At 75.4% G+C, this 21,944-nt stretch carries 6 protein-coding genes; 2 read left to right on the forward strand and 4 right to left on the reverse strand.

The annotated features are described in order from the left end of the window. Window positions 1-14 precede the first annotated feature (14 nt). The gene (locus ACZZ97_RS13395) at window positions 15-464 is read right to left on the reverse strand and encodes a hypothetical protein (protein WP_314104487.1); all 450 of its coding nucleotides are present in this window, start codon (window positions 462-464) and stop codon (window positions 15-17) included. Next, a complete protein-coding gene (locus ACZZ97_RS13400; protein ID WP_463473466.1) occupies window positions 461-18,418 on the reverse strand; it encodes a DUF7507 domain-containing protein in 17,958 nt (5,985 codons plus the stop codon). The genes ACZZ97_RS13395 and ACZZ97_RS13400 overlap by 4 nt, the downstream gene beginning before the upstream one ends. 463 nt (window positions 18,419-18,881) lie before the next feature. Between ACZZ97_RS13400 and ACZZ97_RS13405 the strand changes: the two genes are divergently transcribed. Beyond that, a complete protein-coding gene (locus ACZZ97_RS13405) occupies window positions 18,882-19,367 on the forward strand; it encodes an anthrone oxygenase family protein (RefSeq protein ID WP_463473467.1) in 486 nt (161 codons plus the stop codon). A 183-nt stretch (window positions 19,368-19,550) separates the two neighbouring features. On the opposite strand, the gene ACZZ97_RS13410 is transcribed toward ACZZ97_RS13405, so the two are convergent. Continuing rightward, the gene (locus ACZZ97_RS13410) at window positions 19,551-20,684 is read right to left on the reverse strand and encodes an alpha/beta fold hydrolase (RefSeq protein WP_463473468.1); all 1,134 of its coding nucleotides are present in this window, start codon (window positions 20,682-20,684) and stop codon (window positions 19,551-19,553) included. A 48-nt stretch (window positions 20,685-20,732) separates the two neighbouring features. Here ACZZ97_RS13410 and ACZZ97_RS13415 point away from each other — a divergent pair, with 48 nt between their 5' ends. Continuing rightward, window positions 20,733-21,356, forward strand: a complete 624-nt coding sequence (locus tag ACZZ97_RS13415) for a hypothetical protein (RefSeq protein ID WP_463473469.1) — start codon at window positions 20,733-20,735, stop codon at window positions 21,354-21,356. A 10-nt stretch (window positions 21,357-21,366) separates the two neighbouring features. Here ACZZ97_RS13415 and ACZZ97_RS13420 read toward each other — a convergent pair whose 3' ends face one another. Beyond that, window positions 21,367-21,789: a VOC family protein gene (locus ACZZ97_RS13420; protein WP_463473470.1), complete on the reverse strand. Its 423-nt coding sequence runs from the start codon at window positions 21,787-21,789 to the stop codon at window positions 21,367-21,369. Window positions 21,790-21,944 lie beyond the last annotated feature (155 nt).

A 21,944-nucleotide genomic window follows, 5' to 3' on the forward strand; every position in this document is an offset into this window, starting at 1 on the left:
CGGAGAGCCGGACCCTAGGCGGCGTACCGCTCCACGCGCGGGACGCAGGTGAGGCCGTCCTCCTCGACGGGGATGGTCATCGACCAGTCGGCACCCTCGCCGGCCTCCACGGGGCCGACGTCGACCTGCTGCAGGGCGCGGGTGTCGGACCCTCCGCTGAGCAGGGACATGTAGAGCCGGTAGGTGACCGGGCCCTCGCTCGGGTTCTGGACCGTCCCGTCGACGGTCCAGCCGCCGTCGCCCCGCTCGCAGGTGGCGATCTGCAGGTCGCTGAGGGCCCCGGTGAAGCCCTCTCCGGAGCCGGGGACGTCCTGGACGTCGGTGATGCCCGCCGAGGCCTGCTCGGTCGCCTCGGCCGTCGGCGTCGGCGACGGCGACGGCTCCGCGTCCTGCGAGGTGCAGCCGGTCAGGGCCAGTGCCAGGGCACCGACGGCGAGGGTCGTCGTCCACCGGGTGGAGGTCATGGGCGTTCCTTTCGGGGTGGGCGGCGCTGCCCCCATCTCACCACGAGGGCGCCGAGCAGCAGCAACAGGCCGCCGAGGGGGAGGCCGGCGAGACCGGCGAGACCGCCGCCGGTCCAGGCCAGGACCGCCGTGGCCACGGGCGAGAAGACGGGCACGAGCACCGAGGGGCCGGCGGGCGCGGCAGGCTGTGCCGGGTCGGCCGGCGACACCGGACCGACCGGCGGCTGCGGGCCGACCGGCGGCTGCGGGTCCACCGGCGGCTCGGGGTCGGGGACCGGTGCCACGGCCACGGTCGCCCCGTCGGTCGCCAGGACGCTCGCGTCGTCCGCGCCGACAGCCCCTGCCGTGGCCGTGTTCGCGACGGCCCCGGCCTCGACGTCGGCCTCGCCGACGACGTAGGAGGCCGTCGCGACGACGACCTCGCCCGGCGCGAGGACGCCGGGCGCGCCGGGCCACCGGTAGACGGGCGACGTCAGGCCCACGAGGTCGTCGTCGACGACGACCTCGGTGAGGGTGGCCGTCCCGGTGTTCGTCACCTCGAAGCGGTAGTCGACGACGGCGCCGAGCTGGGCGGCCGTCAGCGGCTGTGCGGTCTTCGACAGGGCGAGCTCCGAGATGGCCACGATCGCCACCGAGTCGGCCGCCCGGTCGACGACGATCGCGTCGGCGGGGGTCGACGCGGAGGCGGTCACGGCGGAGGCGACGACGCCGGCCTCGACGTCGGCCTGCGTCAGCACGTAGGTCGCCGTCGCCGTCGCCGTCTGGCCCGGGAGGAGCACGCCCGGCTCGCCCGGCCACCGGTACGACAGCCTCGAGAGGCGGGCCTGCGGGTCGCGCAGCTCGACCCCGTCGAGGGTCACGTTGCCCGTGTTCGTCACCGAGTACGTGTACTCGACGACGTCGCCGGGTCGGCCCTCCGCGCCCGCGGCGAGCGCCTGCTGCTTCGACACGTCGAGCGAGGCGGCGCGCGGGGCGGTCGGCACGACCGACTCGTCGGAGGCGTCGACCACGTCGTCGCCGCGGGGGGTCGTTCCCGAGACGGTCGCCGTGTTGCGGACCGAGCCGCGGTCGACGTCGGCCTGCACCAGGACGTACGTCGCCGTCGCCGTGACGGACTCGCCCGGGGCGAGCACGCCGGCCTCGCCGGGCCACGTGCCCCAGGCGACGGCCGACAGCCCGGGCAGCGGGTCGGCGACGACGACGTCGCGCACGGTGGTCTCGCCGGTGTTCGTGACGACGAAGCGGTAGTCGACCGCGTCGCCGACGACGCCGGAGCCCGAGCGCGTCCCGGTCTTCACCAGGTCGAGGGCCCGCGACGCCGCCACGAGCTCGACGACGGCCTCGTCGGAGTCGTCGGCGACGAGCGCCCCTGCGGGGTCACGACCCGAGCCCGTGACGACGTTCACGACGCGGCCGGCGTCCACGTCGGCCTGCGTCACGACGTGCCGAGCGGTGACGGTCAGCTGCTGACCGGGGGCGAGGGTCCCCGGCTGGCCGGGCCAGGCCGCCACGACGTCGGTGAGCCCGACGACCGTGGAGTCGACGCGGACGTCGGTCAGCGTGCGCGGCCCGTCGGCGACCACCGTGAACGCGTACTCGACGACGTCGCCCACGCGACCCACGTCGCCCGGCGCCAGGCGCGCCGTCTGGGTCGTCGTCACCGAGGCCGCCTCGGGATCGGTGGAGGTGCGGACGGTGTTCGAGACGCCGGTCACGACGGTGCCGTCGGGCGCCGACCCGACCGAGGTGGCCTGGTTGTCGACGTGCCCGCGGTCGACGTCGGCCTGCGAGATCGCGTACGTGGCCTCGCCGAGGGCGCTCTCGCCCGGGGCGAGGATGCCCGTCGCGGTCGGGAAGTCGATGTCGGGCCGCGAGAGCCCCGGCAGGCGGTCGCGGAGCGCGATGAGGTTCAGCGTCACGTTGCCCGTGTTCAGGATCTCGAACGTGTAGGTGACGACGTCGCCCACGGCTCCGGAGCCGGCGACGACCGCCGACTTCTCGGTCGCGATCGACGGGTCCGACGCCTCGGTGGGGACGACGACGAGGGTCGACACGGCGACCGACGAACGGCCGTCGGGCGCCGTCGCCGTGACGGTCGCCGAGTTCTGGACGGCACCGCGGTCGACGTCCTCCTGCTGGATCGCGTAGCGGGCCGTCGCGGTGGCCTGCGTGCCCGGCGGCAGCACGCCCTCCTGCTCGCCCGGCCAGCTCACGACGACCGGGCCCAGCCCGGGCAGCGCGTCGGCCAGCACGACGCCCGTCAGCGTCACGTTGCCGGTGTTGCCGATCGTGAAGGCGTAGTCGACGACGTCGCCCAGGCCGTTCTGCCCTGCGGACGCGAGGGCCGCCTCCTTGACGAGGGTGAGCCCGGGAGCGGAGGCGATCGGCACGGTCGCGACGTCGGTCGCGGTCGCCGCGGCGCCGGTCGGCGGCAGGCCGCTGCCGGTCACCTGGCTCGTGACGCTTCCGGCGTCGACGTCGGCCTGGAGCAGCACCGAGGTGGCCGTGGCCGTCGCGACCTGGCCCGGCAGCAGCACGCCGGGTTCGCCGGGCCACACCCAGACGGGCTCGCCGATGCCGGGCAGCGCGTCCGTGAGCGCGGCGCCCGTGAGCGTCACGTTGCCGCTGTTGCGGAGGGTCTGGGTCCAGATGACGGTGTCGCCCGCGACTCCCGTGGAGCCCGGCGCCAGGGCGCCGGAGTCGGTCACGGCGACGGCGGGGCGCGAGGCCTCGGCGGCGACCGGCGCCGGGTCGGAGGCGTCGCCCACGGGGGCGGCCCCGCCCGGGGGCGTCCCCGTGGCCGTGGCCGTGTTGACGAGTCCGCCGGCGTCGACGTCGGCCTGGTCGAGGACGATCGTCGTGGTCGCCGTGACGGACTGGTCGGGGGCGAGGACACCCTCCGCACCGGGCCAGGGGCCGTAGGCGAGCGGCGAGAGCCCCTCGAGGTCGTCGGCGACCGAGACGCCCGTGAGGGTCACGTTGCCCGTGTTGCGGACGACGATCTCGAAGGTCGCGAGGTCGCCGACAGCTCCGGCGCCGGAGACCGCGCCGCTCTTCGTCGTCGTGATGCCGGGCACCGCGGAGACGGTGGCGACGCGGACCGCGCCGGCGACGGCCGTGACCTCGGCGCCGCCGGGGGCCGTGCCCCGGGCCGAGGCCGTGTTCTCGACGAAGCCCCGGTCGACGTCGGCCTGGGTCAGCGTCAGCGTCGCGCGCACCAGGACGGACCGGCCGGGCTCGAGCACGCCGGGGGCGGCGGGCCAGTCGATCGTGTCGGCGGTCAGCCCGGCGAGGCTCAGCGCGACGTCCACGTCGGCGAGCGTGACGTTGCCCTCGTTCCGGACCGTCGCGACGTACTCGACGGTGTCGCCGACCTGGCCGATGCCGGGTGCGACGACGCCGCCGACCTGGGTCACCACGAGGGCGCCGGCGGGGGCGATCGGCACGGTGGCGGAGGCGCGGGCGGCCACGACGGTGCCTGCCCGGTCGGTGCCCGTGGTGTCGACGGTGCTGGAGACGGCACCGGCGTCGACGTCGGCCTGCGTGAGGACCGCGGTCGTGGTGGCGGTCGCCGACGCACCCGGCGCGAGCACGCCCGGCTCGCCCGGCCACACGACGACGGGGGCCGTCGTCCCGGGGACGCGCTCGGCCACGTCGACCCCGGCGAGGGTGACCGTGCCCGTGTTGGTGACGCGGTAGGACCAGGTCACGGAGTCGCCGGCCACACCGGTCGAGCCCGGGGCGAGCGCGCCGGAGTCCGTCACGGCGATCCCGGGGACCGGGGCGGCGGTGGGCGTGGACACCTCGCCCGTCGTCGCGGACACCGCGACGCCGGCGAACGAGCCGGTCGCGGTCGCGACGTTGAGCACCTGTCCGCGGTCGAGGTCGGCCTGGCCGATCTCGGAGGTGGCGGTCGCGGTGGCCTGCTGACCAGGGGCGAGCACGCCGTCGGCGCCCGGCCAGCGGACGGCGGGCGTCGAGACGCCGGGCACGTCGTCGACGAGGTCGATGCCCGTCACCGTGACGTTGCCCGTGTTGGCGACCACGAACGTCCAGTCGACTGTGTCGCGCAGGGCACCGTCGGCCCGGACGGCGCCGGTCTTCGAGACGCTGAGCCCGGGCGCGGCGGGCTGGACCGTCGTCGTCGTCAGCGGCGAGCTCACGCTGATCGTGTCGCCGGCGGGCGGCTTGCCGGTCGCGACGGCGGTGTTGCCGACGCTGCCGCGGTCGACGTCGGCCTGGGTGACGGCGTACGTCGCCGTGGCGGTGGCGACCTGCCCGGGGGCGAGCGTGCCGGGCTGGCCGGGCCAGGTGATCTGCGGGTCGGACACGCCGCCGAGCTGGTCGACCAGGTCGACGAGCGAGAGGGTGACGTCGCCGGTGTTCGTGATCGAGAACGAGTAGTCGACGACGTCGCCGACGCCTCCTGCACCTCGGGCGGCACCCGACTTCGCGACGACCATGGAGGCCTCGTCGGCGAGCACGACGCCGTCCGTCGCCGTCGCCTGGACGGTCGACGACGCGGGGGTGCGACCGGTCGCCGTGACGGTCGACGACTGCCCGCCCGAGTCGACGTCCGACTGCGTCAGCGTGTACGCGGCCGTGGCCGTGACGCTCTGTCCGGGCGCGAGGACCCCGGGCGTGCCGGGCCAGGCGTAGGTCGGGGCCCCGGCGCCGGCCTGGGCGTCGACCAGCTGGACCCCGGTGAGCGTCACGGTGCCCGTGTTGGTCGCCGTGTACGAGAACGAGACCGTGTCGCCGGCCACGCCGCGGTCGCCGTCGGCCAGGGCCGCCGTCTTGGTGACCGACAGGCCGGGGGCCGCGGCGAGCGTCGCCACGGTCGTCGGGGCGTCGGGGCCGACCACCGCAGCACCGTCACGGGCGGAGGTGCCGGAGGCGGCGGCCACGTTCGTCACGGAGCCCGCGTCGACGTCCGACTGCTCGACCGGCGACGACGCGCGGGCGGTCGCCACGGCTCCCGGCGCGAGCACTCCCGGGGCCCCTGGCCACTCGACGACGTAGTCGGAGAGGTCGGCGAGCGTGCCCGTCGGGGCGACGCCCTCGAGGGTCACGTTGCCGGTGTTCCGCAGGACGACGACCCAGTCGACCGTGTCGCCGGCGACGCCGGCGGCCCGGACGGCGCCGGTCTGCGTGACCGTGAGCGCCGGCGACGGCTCCACGGTCGTCACGCGGACGGTGTTCGACTCGGCGCGGACCTCGACGCCCTGGGGCGTCACGGCCGAGACGGAGGCCTGGTTGTCGATGTGGCCGAGGTCGACGTCGGCCTGGGTCAGCGCGTAGTCCGCGACGCCGACGACCGTCTCCCCGACGGCGACGCGACCGGGCCGCTCGGGGTCGGGCCAGGTGATCTGCGGCGTGCCGAGACCGGGCAGGGGGTCGAGGAGGCGCCCGTCGGTGAGGGTGACCGAGCCGGTGTTCGTGATGTCGAGCCGGTAGCGGACGACGTCGCCCGCGCCTCCGGTGCCCGAGACGATCTCGGCCGACTTGAGGACGGTGAGCGCGGGGGCCGGGGCGACGGTGACGGTCGCCGGGGCGGAGGCGGTGCGCACGACGCCGGCCGGGTCGGTGCTCGTGCCGTCGACGACGCTCGTGACCGAGCCTGCGTCGACGTCGGCCTGCGTCAGCGTGTAGCGGGCGGTCGCGGTGACGGTCTGGCCGGGAGCCAGCACTCCCTCGGCTCCGGGCCAGGCGTAGGCCGGTGCGCCGACGCCCGCGTTGCCGTCCGTGAAGCCGACGGCGGTCAGGGTGGTGTTGCCGGTGTTCGCCAGCGTGTAGGTGAAGACGAGCTCGTCGCCGGCGAGGCCGGTCGCACCGGGCGCGAGCGAGCCGCTGTCGGTGACGAGGGCGGCGGGTGCCGCTGCCGCCGTGGGCACGGTGAGCAGCGGCGCGGGCGCGTCGACGACACGGACGTCGGGCGCCGTGCCGGATCCCGTCGCGCCGAGCGCGACCGAACCTCGATCGACGTCGGCCTGGGTGAGGACGTAGGTCGTGCGCGTCTCGACCGCCTGGCCGGGGGCGAGCACGCCCTCGTCGCCCGGCCACGTCGTCGCGGGGGCCGAGAGGCCGGGCAGCGGGGTGGACGTCGTGACGCCGGCGAGGGTGACGTTGCCCGTGTTGCGCACCAGCACGGTGAAGGTGACCGTGTCGCCGACCACGCCGGCGCCCGTGCCGCCCACCGTCGCGGTCGACGTCGTGGTGACCTCCGGAGCCGCGGCGACGGTGCGGTTGACGACCTCGTCCGAGACCGTCGGCACCGACGCGCCCGTGGGGGTCTGTGCCGACGCGCTCGCGAGGTTGGTCACGGTGCCGCGGTCGACGTCCGACTGCCGCACGACGTACGACGCGGTGGCCCTCGCCGACTCCCCCGGTGCGAGCACGCGCTCCTGGCCGGGCCAGGTGACGACCGGCCGCGACAGCCCGTCGAGCGCGTCGTAGATCAGCACGCCCGACAGCGTCACCGTGCCGGTGTTCGTCACGGTGATCGTGTAGTCGATGCTCTCGCCGAGCCCGAAGGCCTTGCCGCGCTCGACGGTGAGCTTGTCGATGAAGAGGCCGGGGGCCGGCGCGATCGAGAGCGTCGCGGGCGCGGTCCCCGAGAGGACGACGCCCCGGGGCGAGGCGGCCGAGCCCGTGACGAGGCTCGACAGGGAGCCGGCGTCGACGTCGGCCTGCGTCAGGGTGTAGACGGCGGTCGCGGTCACGGCCTGCCCGGGGCTGACGGTCGTGCCGTCCGCGTTCGGGAACAGGTAGGTGGGCGAGGAGGCGGCGGCGAGGGCGTCGACGAAGGCGACGGACGAGAGCGTCACGTTGCCGTCGTTCACCAGCGTGTAGGCCAGCTGCACCTGGTCGCCGGCGACGCCGCGGTAGCCCGGCAGCGGGACCGCCGTGTTGCTGACGAGGATCTCCGGGGACGCCTCCTCGGTCGGCGTCGTGACGACGACGGGGACGGACTCGACTGTCGCGCCGCGGGGTGCGACGCCGGTCGCCCCGGCCGAGTTCACGACCGATCCGGCGTCGACGTCGGCGAGGGACACCGTGTAGGTCGCGGTGCCGCCGATCTCCTCGCCGGGGGCGAGCACGCCGGCGGTGCCGGGCCACGCGTCGACGACGATCGACGAGAGCCCCGGCAGCGAGTCGGTCAGGGCGACCCCGGTGAGCGTGACGGTGCCGGTGTTGCGGGTCGTCACGCGGTACGTGACGACGTCGCCCTCGCCGGGCGCGGCGCCGTCGGCGGTCGTGGCCGTCTTGGTCGTGGTGAGCGCGGGCGCGGGCAGGGCCGTCGTGACCCGCACGGTGTTCGACGGCGCGTCGACCTGGTCGCCGGCGGGCGTCGTCGCGCGGACCGCTGCCGTGTTGTCGATGTAGCCCAGGTCGACGTCGGCCTGGGTGAGCGGGTACCCGGCGACGCCGATGACGGTCGCGCCGACCGGCACGAGCCCCGGCTCCTCGGGCACCGGCCAAGTGATCGTCGGCGTGCCGAGGCCGGGCAGCGCGTCCACGAGGACGCCCCCGTCGAGGGTGACGTTGCCCGTGTTGGTGATCTCGAGGCGGTAGACGACCGTGTCGCCCACGCCGCCCTCGGCGCCGTCGGCGAGGGCGCCGGTCTTGACGACGGAGAGGGCGCCGCGGGCGAGCACCTCGACGAGGGCGGTCGTCCTGGCGGTCACGGTGGTCGCGGCCGGCGACGTGCCCCTCGCCTCCGCGACGCTCTCCACGCCGCCGGCGTCGACCTCGTCCTGCGTCAGGCGGTGCGTCGACGTGGCGGTCGCGGTCTGGCCGGGGGCGAGCTGCCCGGTCGCACCGGGCCACGCCACGGCGAGGCCGTCGACGAGGAGCTCGTCCGTCAGTCTCACGTCGGTGAGGGTGACGTTGCCGGTGTTCGTCACGGAGTAGCGCCACGCGACGGCGTCGCCGGCGACCCCGGTGGCGCCGCTCGCGAGCGCTCCCTCGTCGGTCACGGCGATCGACGGCGACGCCGCCGCCGTGACGTCGGACGTCCTGGTCGTGGCGCTCGTCACGGAGGTGCCGCTGACGGCGGCGGTGCCGGCCGAGACGGTGGTCAAGACGACGGAGCTCGCATCGAGGTCGGCCTGGGTGAGGACGTGGCTCGTGCGCACGGTCACGGACTGGCCGGGGGCGAGGGTGCCGGCCGTGCCGCTCGGGAAGGCGTCGTACGCCAGGGGCGCGAGGGCGCCTCCTCCGGCGAGGCGGGCGTCGAGCGCGATGCCCTCGACGGTGACGTTGCCCTCGTTGGAGATCACCACGTCGTACTCGACGACGTCGCCGACCTGTCCGAGCCCGCCGACCCTCGACACCACGGACGTCGTGAGCTGCGGTGCGGCGGCGACCGTCGGGAGCACCGTCTGCGGCGAGAGGACGAGGAGGTCGTCGCCGGCGGGGGTCGCCCCGACGACCGATGCCTGGTTGCGCACGGCACCCGCGTCGACGTCGGCCTGCGTGACCGTGTAGGTCGCGGTCGCGGCGGCCGTGTCCCCGGGCGCGAGCACGCCCGGGTCACCCGGCCAGGTCGTCGTGAGCGCGGAGAGACCGGCGAGGGGGTCGGTGATCGCCACCCCGTCGAGCGTCACGGTGCCCGTGTTCACGGCCGTGAACGAGTAGGTGACCACGTCGCCGACGCGGGCCGCGGCCACTCCGCTCGGCAGCGTGGCGCGCTTGTCGAGCGTGAGGCCCGGGGCCGCCGCGAGCGGCACGCTGGCCGCGTCGCTCGAGGTGACGACGACGGACTGGTCGACGGGAGAGCCGGGCGTCGGCCTCGACGTGGCCGTCACCGTGGCCGAGTTCGCGACCGCCCCGGCGTCGACGTCGGCCTGCGTGAGCGCGTAGGTCGCGGTCACGCTGGCGCTGTCGGCCGGGCGGACGACGTCGCCCGTCTCCGGGTCGAGCAGGGCGGGCCGCAGGACCGCGGGCAGTGCGCCGACGTCGATCGGCGACAGGCCCGGCAGGGCGTCCGCGACGGTCGGCGCGTACAGGGTGGTGTTGCCGGAGTTCGTCACCGTGAACGAGTAGGTGACGACGGAGCCGGCGGCGGGGTCGCCGGCCAGCGAGGCGGTCTTGTCGACGGAGACCGCGGCGGCACGGCGCACCGTGGGGGTGTCGACGGCGACGGAGGCGCTGGTGACGGCGACGCCGGCCGGGGAGGTGCCGACCGAGCGGGCCGCGTTCGTGACCGAGCCGCGGTCGACGTCCGCCTGGGTGATCGTGTAGCTCGCGGTCGCGGAGACCTTCTCCCTGGGCGCCAGGACGTTCGGCGCGCCCGGCCACAGGACGTACTCGACGGGGCTCAGGCCCGGCAGGCCGTCGACGACCTCGACGCCGGTCAGGGTGACGTTGCCGGTGTTCTCGGCCGTGAACGAGTAGACGACGTCGTCGCCGACCCCGCCGTCGCCCTCGACGACGGCGGACTTGGTCGTGATCAGGTCGGCGCGCTGCTCGCCCGTCTGCACGACGACGGTCGCGCTGCCCTCGACCACCTGTCCGCCGGGCGACGTCGCCCTCACGGTCGCGCTGTTGGTCACGGACTCCGCGTCGACGTCGGCCTGGGTCACCGTGTAGTCGCCGACGGCCGTCGCGACGGCTCCCGGGGCGAGCTCGCCGGGCCGCGAGGAGTCGGGCCAGGCCCAGCCGCCGACCACGACGCCCGGCAGCGCGTCGACGAGGGTCACCCCGGTCAGGCTGACGTTCCCGGCGTTCCGCACCGTGAAGACGTACTGCAGGGGGTCGCCCTCTTCTCCCGCGCTGCCGGGGGCGATGCGACCGATCTTCTCGAGCGTGATCCGCGCGTCGCTGCCGATCGGCACGGTCGCGGGGGCGGAGGCCTCGACGGCCGTGCCGGCGGGCGAGGTCCCCCGCGTCGTCGCCAGGTCGGAGACGTTGCCGGCGTCGACGTCGGCCTGCGTGAGCGTGTAGGTCGCCGTGGCCGTCGCCGTCTGCCCCGGAGCGAGGACGCCGACCGCCCCGGGCCAGCGGACGACGGGAGCGGACGTGCCGGGCAGGCCGAAGGCGACCGTGATGCCGGTCACGGTCTGGTCGCCGGAGTTGCGGACGGTCGACGACCACGTGACGACGTCGCCGGCGCGGCCCGCGGCGCCGGCGGCGAGGCTGCCCGTCTGCGTGATCGCGAGCGACGGAGCCGCGACGGCGGTCGGCGACGTGAGGGGGGCGTTCGGCGCCGACACCAGGGCCCCGGCAGGCGTGGTCCCCGTCGCCGTCGCGGTGTTGGTGACGGAGCCTCGGTCGACGTCCGCCTGGCGGATCGTGTAGTTCGCGGTGGCCGAGACGGACTGGCCGGGCAGCAGACGGCCGGCGACGCCGTCGGGCCAGGCACCGGGGGTCAGGGTCGAGAGACCGGGCAGGGGGTCGGCCAGGACGACGCCCGCCAGCGTGACGTTGCCCGTGTTCGACGCGGTGACCGTGTAGCGCACGGTGTCGCCGAGGCGTGCGCCCGCCGCGGGCGTGACGCTCTTCGTCGTCGAGAGGCCGGGGGCCGCCGCGACCGTCGGGGTCGTCGTGCCGGCCTCCGCTGAGACGACCACGCCCTGCGGGGTGCGCCCGGTCGCCGTCGCCGTGCTCGCGACGACGCCGGCGTCGACGTCCGACTGCCGGATCGTGTACGCGGCGCTGGCCGTCACGGACTCGCCGGGGGCCAGCACGCCCTCGGTGCCTCCGGGGAACACGCCGTAGCCCACGGGCCCGAGCCCGGCGAGGCCGTCGACCACGCCGACGCCCGCCAGCGTGACGGCGCTCGTGTTGGTGACGACGTAGTCGAAGGTGACCGTGTCCCCGACCCCGCCCACGCCGGACACGGTCGCGGTCTTCGTCAGGGAGACGGCGCCCGCGGACGCGAGGGGGAAGGTCGAGGAGCCGCGGGTCGTCACGGCCGCGCCGACGGGCGGCGTCGCCGTGGCCACGGCGGTGTTGGCGAGCGCGCCCGCGTCGACGTCGGCCTGGCGCAGGGCGTAGGAGGCGGTGCCGACGACGGCGTCGCCGGGTCGCAGCGTGCCGGCGGCGCCGCTCGGCCACGTCGCGACCGTGATCGCCCCGAGGCCCGGCAGGGCGTCGGCCACGCCGACACCGGTGAGGGTCACGTTGCCCGTGTTCACGAGGCGGAACGTGTAGTCGACGACGCCGCCGGCACGCGGCGTCGAGCCCGCCGCGAGCGCGCCCGACTTCTCGAGCGCGAGGGCCGGCGCCGACGGGACCGTGGGGGTCGTCACGACGGCCGAGCTCGACGAGACGGCCGTGCCGCCGGGCGCCGTGGCGGTCGTGGTCGCGGTGTTGACGACCGAGCCTCGGTCGACGTCGGCCTGGCCGAGCGTGTAGGTCGCCACGGCGGCGACGGACTGCCCGGGCGCGAGCACGCCGGTCGTGCCCGGCCAGGTCGTGCTGAGCGGCGACAGCCCGGGGAGCGGATCGGCGATCGTCACGCCCGTGAGCGTCACGTTCCCGGCGTTGGTCGCGCGGAACGAGTACGTGACGACGTCGCCGACCGCACCCGCGCCTCCTGTGCTCGCGGTCTTGGTGGTCGTGACCCGCGGGGCGCCGGCGACGGTCGCGACCGACGAGGAGGCCGTCGCGGCGACGGTGCGCGCACCGGCCGTGCCCGTCGCGGTGCCGGCGTCGCGGACCGAGCCGGCGTCGACGTCCGCCTGCGTGATCGTGCGCGACGCCACGAGAGTGACGGTCTGCCCCGGCGCGAGGGTGCCGGGCGTGCCCGACCACGTCACGGTCTGCGTCGACAGGCCCGGACCGGGGGCGACGACGACGCCGGCGAGGGTCTGGTTGCCCGTGTTGCGGGCGGTGTAGGTGAAGGTGGCCGTGTCGCCGACCGCGGCCCGGCCGGAGGCGGCGGCCACCTCGACGAGGCTCAGCGACGGCGTCTGCGCGGTCGGGACGGACGCGCTGCCGCTCGCCGTGACGCCGACGCCGCCCGGCGCCGTGCCGCGGCCCTCCGCGGTGTTGGCGATCGCGCCCGCGTCGAGGTCCGACTGGCGCGACGTGTAGCTCGCGGTGGCCGTGACGGCCTGGCCCGGCGCGAGGGTGCCCGTCGTGCCGCTCGGCCAGGTGCCGTAGGCGAGGGCCCCGAGGCCGGGCAGGGTGTCGGTCGCCGTGACGCCGGTGAGGGTCTGGTTGCCGGTGTTGCGCAGGGTGACCGTGAAGTCGACGACGTCGCCGGCCCGGCCGCTCGAGCCCGAGGCGAAGGCGCCGGCCTTGGTCACCGCGAGCGAGGGGGCCGCGGCCTGGGTGCTGGTGGCGACCTGGCCGGACGAGTCGACGACGGCGACGCCGCCCGGGGCCTGGCCGGAGGCGCTGGCCTCGTTGACGACCTTGCCCGCGTCGACGTCGGCCTGGCGGACGACGTACGTCGCGGTGGCGAGCGCCTGCTGGCCGGGCGCGAGCACGCCCGCCTGGCCGGGCCAGGTGACGGACGGAGCGGAGAGGCCGGGCAGCGAGTCGACGATCGTGACCCCGGTGACCGTCTGGTTGCCGCTGTTCCGCACCGACACGGCGTACGTGACGACGTCGCCGACCTTGCGGTCGCCCGGCGAGCTCGCCGACTTCTGCACGTCGAGGGCCGGCGCGGCCGCGGCGGTCGGGACGACGGCCGGCAGGGACGCTGCCGAGACGGTCGTGCCCGCCGGCGTCGTGCCCTGCACGGACGCCGTGTTGCGGACGCTGCCCGAGTCGACGTCCGACTGGCGGACGACGTAGCTGGCCGTCGCGGTCGCCTGCTGGCCGGGGGCCAGCGTGCGCGCGGCGCCGGGCCAGGTGATCGTGGGCGTGCTGACGCCCGGCAGCGCGTCGGCGAGCACGATGCCGGACACGGTGACCGCGCCCGTGTTCCGCACGACGAAGTCGAAGCGGACGGCGTCGCCGGCGACGCCGGTGCCGCTCGTGACCACGCCGGTCTTCTCGACGGCGAGTGCGCCCGACGCGGGCAGCGGGACGGTCGCCGACGCCGAGGTCGAGACCCGGCCGCCGGTGGGCGGGGCAGCGGAGGCGGAGGCCGTGTTCGCGACGGCGCCCGCGTCGACGTCCGCCTGCGTCACGGTGCGCGTCGCCGTCGCGGTGGCCCGCTGGTCGGGGCCGAGGACGCCGGGGGTGCCCGGCCAGGTCACGACGAGCGGCGACAGGCCCGGCATCGGGTCGGCGACGGTCGCCCCGGTGAGCGTGACGTTGCCGGTGTTGCGCAGGCCGAACGAGTACGTGATCGTGCTGCCGGCCGCGGGCGGGCCGCTGAGCACGCCCGACTTCGTCAGGGCGAGCACGGGCGAGGAGGCGACGGTCGCGGTGGTGACGGCCGCGGACTGCGCCGAGACGGCCGCGCCCGAGGGCGAGGCGCCGGAGGCGGTCGACCGGTTGAGCACGGCGCCCCGGTCCACGTCGGCCTGCGTCACGGTGTAGGTCGCCGTCGCCGTGACCGTCTGGCCCGGCCGGAGCGTGCCCCCCGTGCCCGGCCACGAGTACGCCAGCGCCGAGAGGCCGGCGAGGGGGTCGGTGACGACGACGCCGCTGAGCGTCACGTTGCCCGAGTTGCGGGCCGAGAACGCGTAGCTGACGACCGACCCGACGCCGCCTCCCCCGTTCGACGCGGTCTTCGTGGTGAGGAGGGCCGGTGCAGCGGCCGCCGTCGCGACGACGGCCTGCGGCGAGGTCGCGGCCACGGCGTCGCCGGCCGGCGTCCGCGCGCTCACGGTGGCGGTGTTGCGGACCACGCCGGCGTCGACGTCGGCCTGCGTGACGACGTGCGTCGCCGTCGCCGTGACGGCCTGCCCGGGCGCGAGCGTCCCGGCAGTGCCGCCGGGCCACGTCCCGTACGTGAGGGCGGAGAGCCCGGGCGCCGGGTCGGCCACGGCGACGCCGGTCAGGGTGGTGCCGCCGGTGTTCCGGGCGGAGAACGTGTAGGTGATCGTGTCCCCGACCGCTCCGGTGCCGGACGTCACGGCGCCCGACTTGCCGAGCGAGATCCCGGGGACGGCGGCGAGCGCCACCGTCGCGGGCGCCACGGAGCGGACAACGGCGTCCGAGGGCGCGGTGCCGCTGCCGGTCGCCGTGTTGGCGACCGAGCCCGCGTCGACGTCCTGCTGCGTGACCGGCGACGTGGCGGTGCCCGTGACGGTCTGGCCAGGCTGCAGCGTGCCCGCCGCCCCGCTCGGCCACGTGCCCCAGGTCACGGCGGAGATGCCGGGCAGCGAGTCGGCGACGCCGGCGCTCGTGAGCGTGACGTTCCCGGTGTTGCGGAGCGTGAACGACCACGTGATCGTGCTGCCCGCCGCGGCGGCCTGCCCGTTGGTGAGCGCGCCGCTCTTGGTGACGGCCACCGACGGCTGGGCCGCCGCCGTCGGGGTCGTCACCTCGCCCGAGGTCGCCGTGACCGGGGCGGTGCCGTACCTGCCGGAGGCGGTGGCCGTGTTGCGCACGCTGCCCGCGTTCACGTCGGCCTGCGTCACCGTGTAGCTCGCGGTCGCCGTGGCGGTCTGGCCGGGCGCCAGGGTGCCGGCCGTCGCGGGCCAGGCGTACTGCAGGGCGGAGAGGCCGGGCAGCGGGTCGGACACGCCGAGGCCGGTGACGGTGACGTTTCCGCTGTTGCGCAGGGTGAAGGTGTACCGCACGACGTCGCCGGCGGCTCCGGCCGCGCCGCCCTGCACGACGCCGGCCTTGCCGAGCGTGACGGCGGGGGCCGCCGGCTGCGTCGTCACGACCGACTGCGGCGAGGTGCCCGTGACGGTCGCGCCCTGCGGGGTGCGGCCGGTCGCCGACGCGGTGTTGGGCACGCGGCCGGCGTCCACGTCGGCCTGCGTGATCGTGTACGCGGCCCTGGCCGTCGCCGTCTGCCCCGGCGTGAGGGTGCCTGCCGGACCGGGCCACGTGACCGTGGGTGCGGAGACCCCGGCGCGCGCGTCGACGAGCGCCACCTGCGTCAGGGTGACGTTCCCCGAGTTCCGCACCGTGAAGTCGTAGGTGACGGTGCTGCCCACGCCGGCGGCGCCGCTCGCCGTCCCCGTCTTGGTGACGACGAGCGCCCCGGTCGGGGTGATCGGCACGGTGGCGCTGCGGGTCTGGGAGACCGCGGCGCCCGTCGGCGGGGCGGCGGTGCCCGTCGCGGCGTTGGCGACGGCGCCGGCGTCCACGTCCGACTGGCGGAGTGTGTAGGTCGCGGTGGCGGTCACCTGCTGCGAGGGCGCGAGCGTCCCGGCAGCGCCGCTCGGCCAGGTGCCGTAGGTCAACGGCGAGAGGCCCGGCAGCGGGTCGGCGACGGAGGCGCCGGTCAGGGTGACGTTGCCGGTGTTGCGCAGCACGAACGAGTAGGTGACCGTGTCGCCCGCGACGCCCGTCGCGCCCGTGGCGAGGGCCCCCGACTTGGCCAGCGTGACGGCCGGCGCGGCCGCGGCGGTCGGCGTGACGACCTGCGGGGAGGCCGCCGAGACGGCGGCGCCCGACGGGGCCGTGCCGGTCGCGGTCGCCGTGTTGCGCACGGAGCCGGCGTCGACGTCGGCCTGCGTCAGCGTGTACGTCGCGGTCGCCGTGACGGTCTGGCCCGGGGCGAGGGTGCCGGCCGTGCCGGGCCAGGTCGGGGCGAGGGCGGAGAGCCGGGGCAGCGGGTCGGCGATCGAGACGCCGGTGACGGTGACGTTGCCGCTGTTGCGGGCCGCGAACGAGTAGGTGACGGTGCTGCCGACGCCGCCCGCCCCGCCGACGAGCGCGCTCTTGGTCGTGACGAGGGACGGCGCCGCCGCGACCGTGGTGACCACCGCCTCCGCACTCGTGGCGCTCGTCGTGGTGCCGGTCGGCGTGCGCCCGGTCACCGTCGCGGTGTTCCGCACGGCCCCGGCGTCGACCTGCGCCTGCGTCAGGGTCGAGGTGGCTGTGGCGGTGGCGGTCTGACCGGGGGCGAGCGTGCCCGCGGCGCCCGGCCAGGTGACGACGGGCGTCGACAGGCCGGCGAGCGAGTCGGTCAGCGCGACGCCGGTGAGGGTGACGTTGCCGTTGTTCGTGAACGAGATCGACCAGGTGACGCGGTCGCCGACGACGCCCGCGGCACCGGCGGCGAGCGCCCCCGTCTTCGTGACGCCGAGGCCCGGCGCAGCGGTCAACGGGGTCGTGCGCGCCGCGCTCGCACGGGGTTGCTGACCGCCGTCGGGGTCGGTGCCGACGAGGGTCGCCGTGTTGGCGACCGATCCGGCGTCGACGTCGGCCTGCCGGAGCACGTAGGTCGCCGTGGCCACGACGGCCTGTCCGCCGGTCAGCGTCCCCGCTGCGCCGGGCCAGGCGTACGACACGGCCGAGAGGCCGGGCAGCGGGTCGGTGACGGCCACCCCGGTCAGCGTCGACTGGCCCGAGTTGGTGGCGGTGAAGGTGTAGGTCAGCGTGTCGCCCGCTCGACCGGTCGCGCCGGCGGCCAGGGCGCTCGTCTTGGCGAGGGCGAGCGCCGTCACCTGGACGGTGGTGCTGTCGCTGTCCTCCGCGAGGAACGCCCCGGCCACCGTCCTGGCCGTGGCGGTCGCCGTCGAGACGTACTGCTGGCTGGACCCGCCGTTCGCGGTGCAGGTGTACGTGTACGACTCCTGCGGCGCGAGGGTGAGGCCGGTCAGCGTCCTGGCGCAGTCGGCCTGGTCGTCGCTGACCACGATGGACTGCAGCGTGCCCGCGCCCGAGTTCGTGAGGCGCACCGTGAAGGTGGCCGGCTCGCCCGCCAGCCGCGACTGCACGTCCGCGGTGCCGTCGGCCGACTTGTCGACCTGCAGCCCCGCGGTCGGCACGGACAGCACCGCGTTGCGGAGCAGGTAGGAGTCGCCCGAGGTGCTGATCCGCAGGTCGATGCGGCTGTCGCCGCTCTGCACGGCGGTCAGCGAGTTCGTGGTGACGTCGACGCTCTGGTTGGTGAAGGGCGTGCCGGTCTGCGTGTACCGGGTCGAGCCGAGCGCCTGGCCGACCCCGTAGTTGCCCGTCGCGCCGTTGGCGTTGGGCAGCTGCGTGTAGGTCGACGAGCTCGCCCTGCTGTACTCGACCGTGTCGCCCGTGATGTTCCGGTCGCCCTCGAACAGCGTGAAGCCGGCCCGCGTGCCGGCGCCGACGGCCGTGAACCCCGCGAAGGCGACGGTCAGGGGCGTGTCGGTCGAGGCCTGGCGCACGTGCCCCTCGTAGAAGATGACCCGCTTCGGCGCCGACGCCGCGTTGCCCGCGACGTAGCTGCCGTAGTCGTAGACGACCGTCAGCGACCAGCCGGCGTAGCAGCCGGCGCCGGTGGGGGTCCAGATGTTGCCCGCCGACACCGTGAGGGGGCTGCCGGTCGCCGCACCGGCGAAGGCCGACGTGACGTCTGCGCTCGCGCTGTAGTACTGCGGCTGCGACGCGACCGGCTGGTCGACGAGGACGCTGGCGGGGGCGATGGAGGTGGGGGCCGCGGTGCCGCTGCCGACCCGCAGCTGGGCCGCGCGCGTCAGGTAGCCGTTCGCCGCGCCTCCGGGGAGCGTCGTCGTGCCGCGTGCCGTGCTGGGGGCCGTGCAGGCGGTCTGCGAGACGTTGTACGACCCGGTGTTGGCGCTCCAGCTGAGGAAGGCCTTCGCGACGGACGCCCCGGCCGGGATGGTGACCTGCGCGCTCGAGGAGTTCGTCGTGAAGCCGGAGACCGAGTTCGTGGCGACCATGGCGAAGTTGTCGTTGACGTTCTGCGCGTTGGTCGACGTCGAGTGCAGCTCGGCGCAGGTGCCCGCGCCGGAGATGTTCAGCGTCTGGCACGCGAGCACGCCGTTGCCCGCCATCACGAAGTCGCCGTTGACGGTGGCTTGGTAGTTGGGCGCCGTGCCGCTGTTCGTCCCCCACTGCACGACGGCGGCGTCGGCCTGCTCGACGGGCGTGAGGCTCAGCCCGACGACGGCGACGGCCACGGCGAGCACGCCCGCGATCGCACGCACGAGCGGCGGGCGACGCCGTTCGTCCCTGCGTGCCCTGTGGCGTGGCTTCTGCACTCTGGCCCCTGACGGCATCGGTTCTGGCCGGCTGGTGAGGCAGCGGCGGTTCGCACCGCGTCTGTACCCCGAGGAGGAGGTGGTCGAGACGGTGCATCGACAACTCTATGAAGAAGCGATGGAGGAAGGAAGGGCTGACACCCCCTCAGGCGTCCCCCGTTCGGGGCACGCCGCCCCCTCCAGTCGCCCGTCTGGCCGACCGTCCTGTACCCCGTTCACCTCGCCTCCCCGACCTGCTCGCACCGCCGTTCACCTTGCCTCCTCGTGCTCGTGCCGGCGCCTCCTCGTGCTCGTGCTCGTTCTGCCGAGGGCGGGTCTTCCGGCTCGAGGGCGGGTCGTCCCGGACCCGCCCTCGGCCCGAGAGGCCCGCCGTCGACGGATGTTCACGGCGGCTCGCTAGCCTCCGGCCATGAGCGGACTCGTGCCTGACCTCGTCGCTGTCGTCGCGTTGCTCACCAACGGTCTCGTGGCGGGCCTGTTCTTCGCCTTCGCGGTCGCGGTGTCGCCGGGGCTGCGTCGGCTCGACGACGTCGCCCTCACCGGAGCGTTCCGCGCGATCAACACGGCGATCCTGCGCCCGTCGTTCCTCCTCGTGTTCGTCGCGGCACCCGCCACCGCGGTGCTGCTCGCGGTGCTGCACGTCATCGACGGCAGTTCGACGAGCACCTGGGCGGTCGGCGCGGCGGCCGCCTCGGTCGCCACGTTCGTCATCACGGTCGCGCGCAACGTGCCGCTGAACGAGGCGCTCGCTCGGGCGGACGTGTCCGGGCCGACCTCGGCGAGCGCCGCGCGACGTGCGTTCGAGTCGCCGTGGGCCCGGTGGAACACCGTCCGCACGCTGACGGGCGTCTGCGCCGTCCTCGGTCTCGCAGCCACCGCGGTCGCGGCTGCCTGACCCGCCGAACCCACGTGCTTCGCCGCGCCGCGCTGCGCCGCTGGCTGGCCCGCTGGCTGCCCCGGCCCCTCGGCCAGCGCCACACCGCGTTTCGGACAACGCACCGGGACTAGACACGGTGCGTTGTACGAAACGCGGTGCAGTGCAGGTGGCGCGGCTCGGCGAGCGCCGGGCACGCCCGGGTCAGGCCTCGGCGGCAACACCGGCAGAGCCGAGCGCGATCGCCTCGCGCAGGTCGGCGGCGAACTCTGCCGGCCGCTCCCACGCGGCGAAGTGCCCGCCCGCCGGGTGCTCGTGGAACGCGCGCACGTCGAAGAGCCGCTCGGCGAACGACCGCGGGGCGTTCGCCAGGTCGCCGGGGAAGATCGACAGCACCGCAGGCACCGCCGCCTCTACCCGCTCGTTGGTCGAGGGCTCCCGCAGAGCGTAGGGGCCGAACGACGTGCCGATCGTGCCCGTGAACCAGTAGGCGGAGACCCAGGTGAGCACGTCGTCGTCGCTGAACACCGCCTCCATCCCGCCCTCGACCGAGCGGTCGCTCCACGACCAGAGCTTCTCGCCGATCCACGCGAGCAGGCCCGCCGGGGAGTCGCCGAGAGCCACTGCGAGCGTGCCCGGCTTGGTCGCGTGCTCGTGGGCGTAGCCGCCCTCGGCAGCCTGCCACTGCTCGCGGCGGTCGGCGTAGGCACGCTCCTCGCCGGTGAGGTCGTCGGGCAGCTCGGCGGCCAGGTGCCCCTGCGGCACGTCGGTGAGGTGCACGGCCGAGACCGCCTGGCCGTGGCGGCGCAGCATCGCCTCGGCGACGTACGCCCCGATGTCGCCGCCGCTGACCACGTACCGGTCGTGGCCGAGCCGGTGCATCGCGGCCGCGACCACGTCGGCCATGTCGGTGCCCGACATGCCCCCGACAGCCGAGGAGGCGCTGAACGGGTACCCGGGCAGGGCGGGCACCACGACCGTCGCGTTGCCCAGCAGCGGCAGCACCTTCTCGAAGCGCAGCACCGAGTCGGGCCAGCCGTGCAGCAGCACGACCACCGGGGCGTCGGGCGCACCGCGGCGGTGCACGACGCGGAGGGGGGTCGGGCCGTCGACGAGCTCCCACGGCAGGTCGAGGATGCGCTGCTCGTGCACCCTCCAGTCGTATCCGTCGGCCCAGCACGCGAGCAGCCGCTCGAGCCACGCGGCGTCCACTCCGTGCCGCGGCTCGAGCCCCGAGGGCAGGTCGACGCGTCGTCGGCGGGCGAGCCGTTCTCGGAGGTCGGCCACCGCCTCCTCGGGGACGCGTGCCGGGGCCGGGGTCTGCGCGTTCGTGTGCATGGCGGCACCCTACGGCTCGGGGCCGACACGGGCCGCTACGATCGCGGCATGGGGACCGAGGGGGGACCGGAGCCGGCTGGCGACGCCGACCCGGCCGACGCGCAGCACGCTGCTGGCGCGGAGCACGCTGCTGGCGCGGAGCCCGCGGCCGACGAGCAGCACCCGGCCGACGCGCAGCCCTCACCGGACGAGCAGCCGATCGACGAGACGCGGCCGGACGCGAGGTGGGCGGCCCCGGCGCTGATGGCCGCGGCCTTCTTCCTGGCCGCGCTCTCGGGGATCCCCCGCACCGACGCGCTCGGCACCGTGTTCTTCCTGGCGCTCGGCGTCCTCCTGGTAGGGATCGCCGTCGTGCTGAGGCGGCACTGGTTCCGTCTCTTCGCCGACCGCATGGAGTACAGCTCGCTGTCGGGCAGGGCCCAGGTGATGTGGTTCCGTGACGTCGAGGAGGCGGTGCTGCGAGAAGGCTCCTTCGGCGGGGCCCCGATCCTGAAGGTGCGATCGAGCACGGGCCAGGAGCTCAGCTGGGACGCGAGGCCGAAGAAGGGCGACCCCGGCCTGGTCACCGAGAGGCGGATCAAGGCGGTCAACGAGGCCCTGCTCGCGTCCGGCGTCGAGGTCGACTCGCAGAACTACATGCGGACGGGGCCGTTCCGCATGTGGCGCGTCTGACGCCGGTCGCCTACCGCTCCGCGGCGGCCTCCGGCCCCTGTGCGGCCGCTGCCGGATGCATCCAGCCGAGCTCGACGACGTTGCCGTCAGGGTCGGAGAGCTGGCGCTGGTACATGAAGCCGAGGTCGGTGGCGGGGCGCTCCTCGACGCCGCCGCTCGCGAGGCCCGCCGAGGCCATCTCGTCGACGCGCCCACGGCTCTCGACCATGAGCGCGGTCATGGTCGAGACGGTCGTCGACGGGTCGCCGGCCGGTCGGTCAGTGAACGTCTGGAAGAAGTCGCGCACGAGCAGCATGAAGGCGGCCTGGTCTTCCTCGACGACGATGCAGGCGGCGTTGTCGTCGCTGAACGCGGGGTTCTGCCTGAAGCCGAGCGCCGTGTAGAACGCGACCGCGCGAGGCAGGTCGGTCACGGGCAGGTTGACGAACAGCATGGGGACTCCTCTGTCGGCGATGCGCTGGTGCTCGCGATGGTCCACCCCGGAGCGGCTCGGGTCAAGGGCCGCTGGCCAGAGAACGCCGTCACTCGCCGCGGCCGGGTCTCCGCCCGCCGTGGGGAGTACAGCTGGTCACGAGAACGACCCGAGAG

The organism is Frigoribacterium sp. AC512, assembly GCF_979258295.1.

Bases quoted from the DNA above. Each gene is read 5' to 3' on its own strand.
- ACZZ97_RS13405 (WP_463473467.1), top strand. From the start codon at position 18,882: ATGAGCGGACTCGTGCCTGACCTCGTCGCTGTCGTCGCGTTGCTCACC.
- ACZZ97_RS13415 (WP_463473469.1), top strand. From the start codon at position 20,733: ATGGGGACCGAGGGGGGACCGGAGCCGGCTGGCGACGCCGACCCGGCC.
- ACZZ97_RS13395 (WP_314104487.1), bottom strand. From the start codon at position 464: ATGACCTCCACCCGGTGGACGACGACCCTCGCCGTCGGTGCCCTGGCA.
- ACZZ97_RS13410 (WP_463473468.1), bottom strand. From the start codon at position 20,684: ATGCACACGAACGCGCAGACCCCGGCCCCGGCACGCGTCCCCGAGGAG.
- ACZZ97_RS13420 (WP_463473470.1), bottom strand. From the start codon at position 21,789: ATGCTGTTCGTCAACCTGCCCGTGACCGACCTGCCTCGCGCGGTCGCG.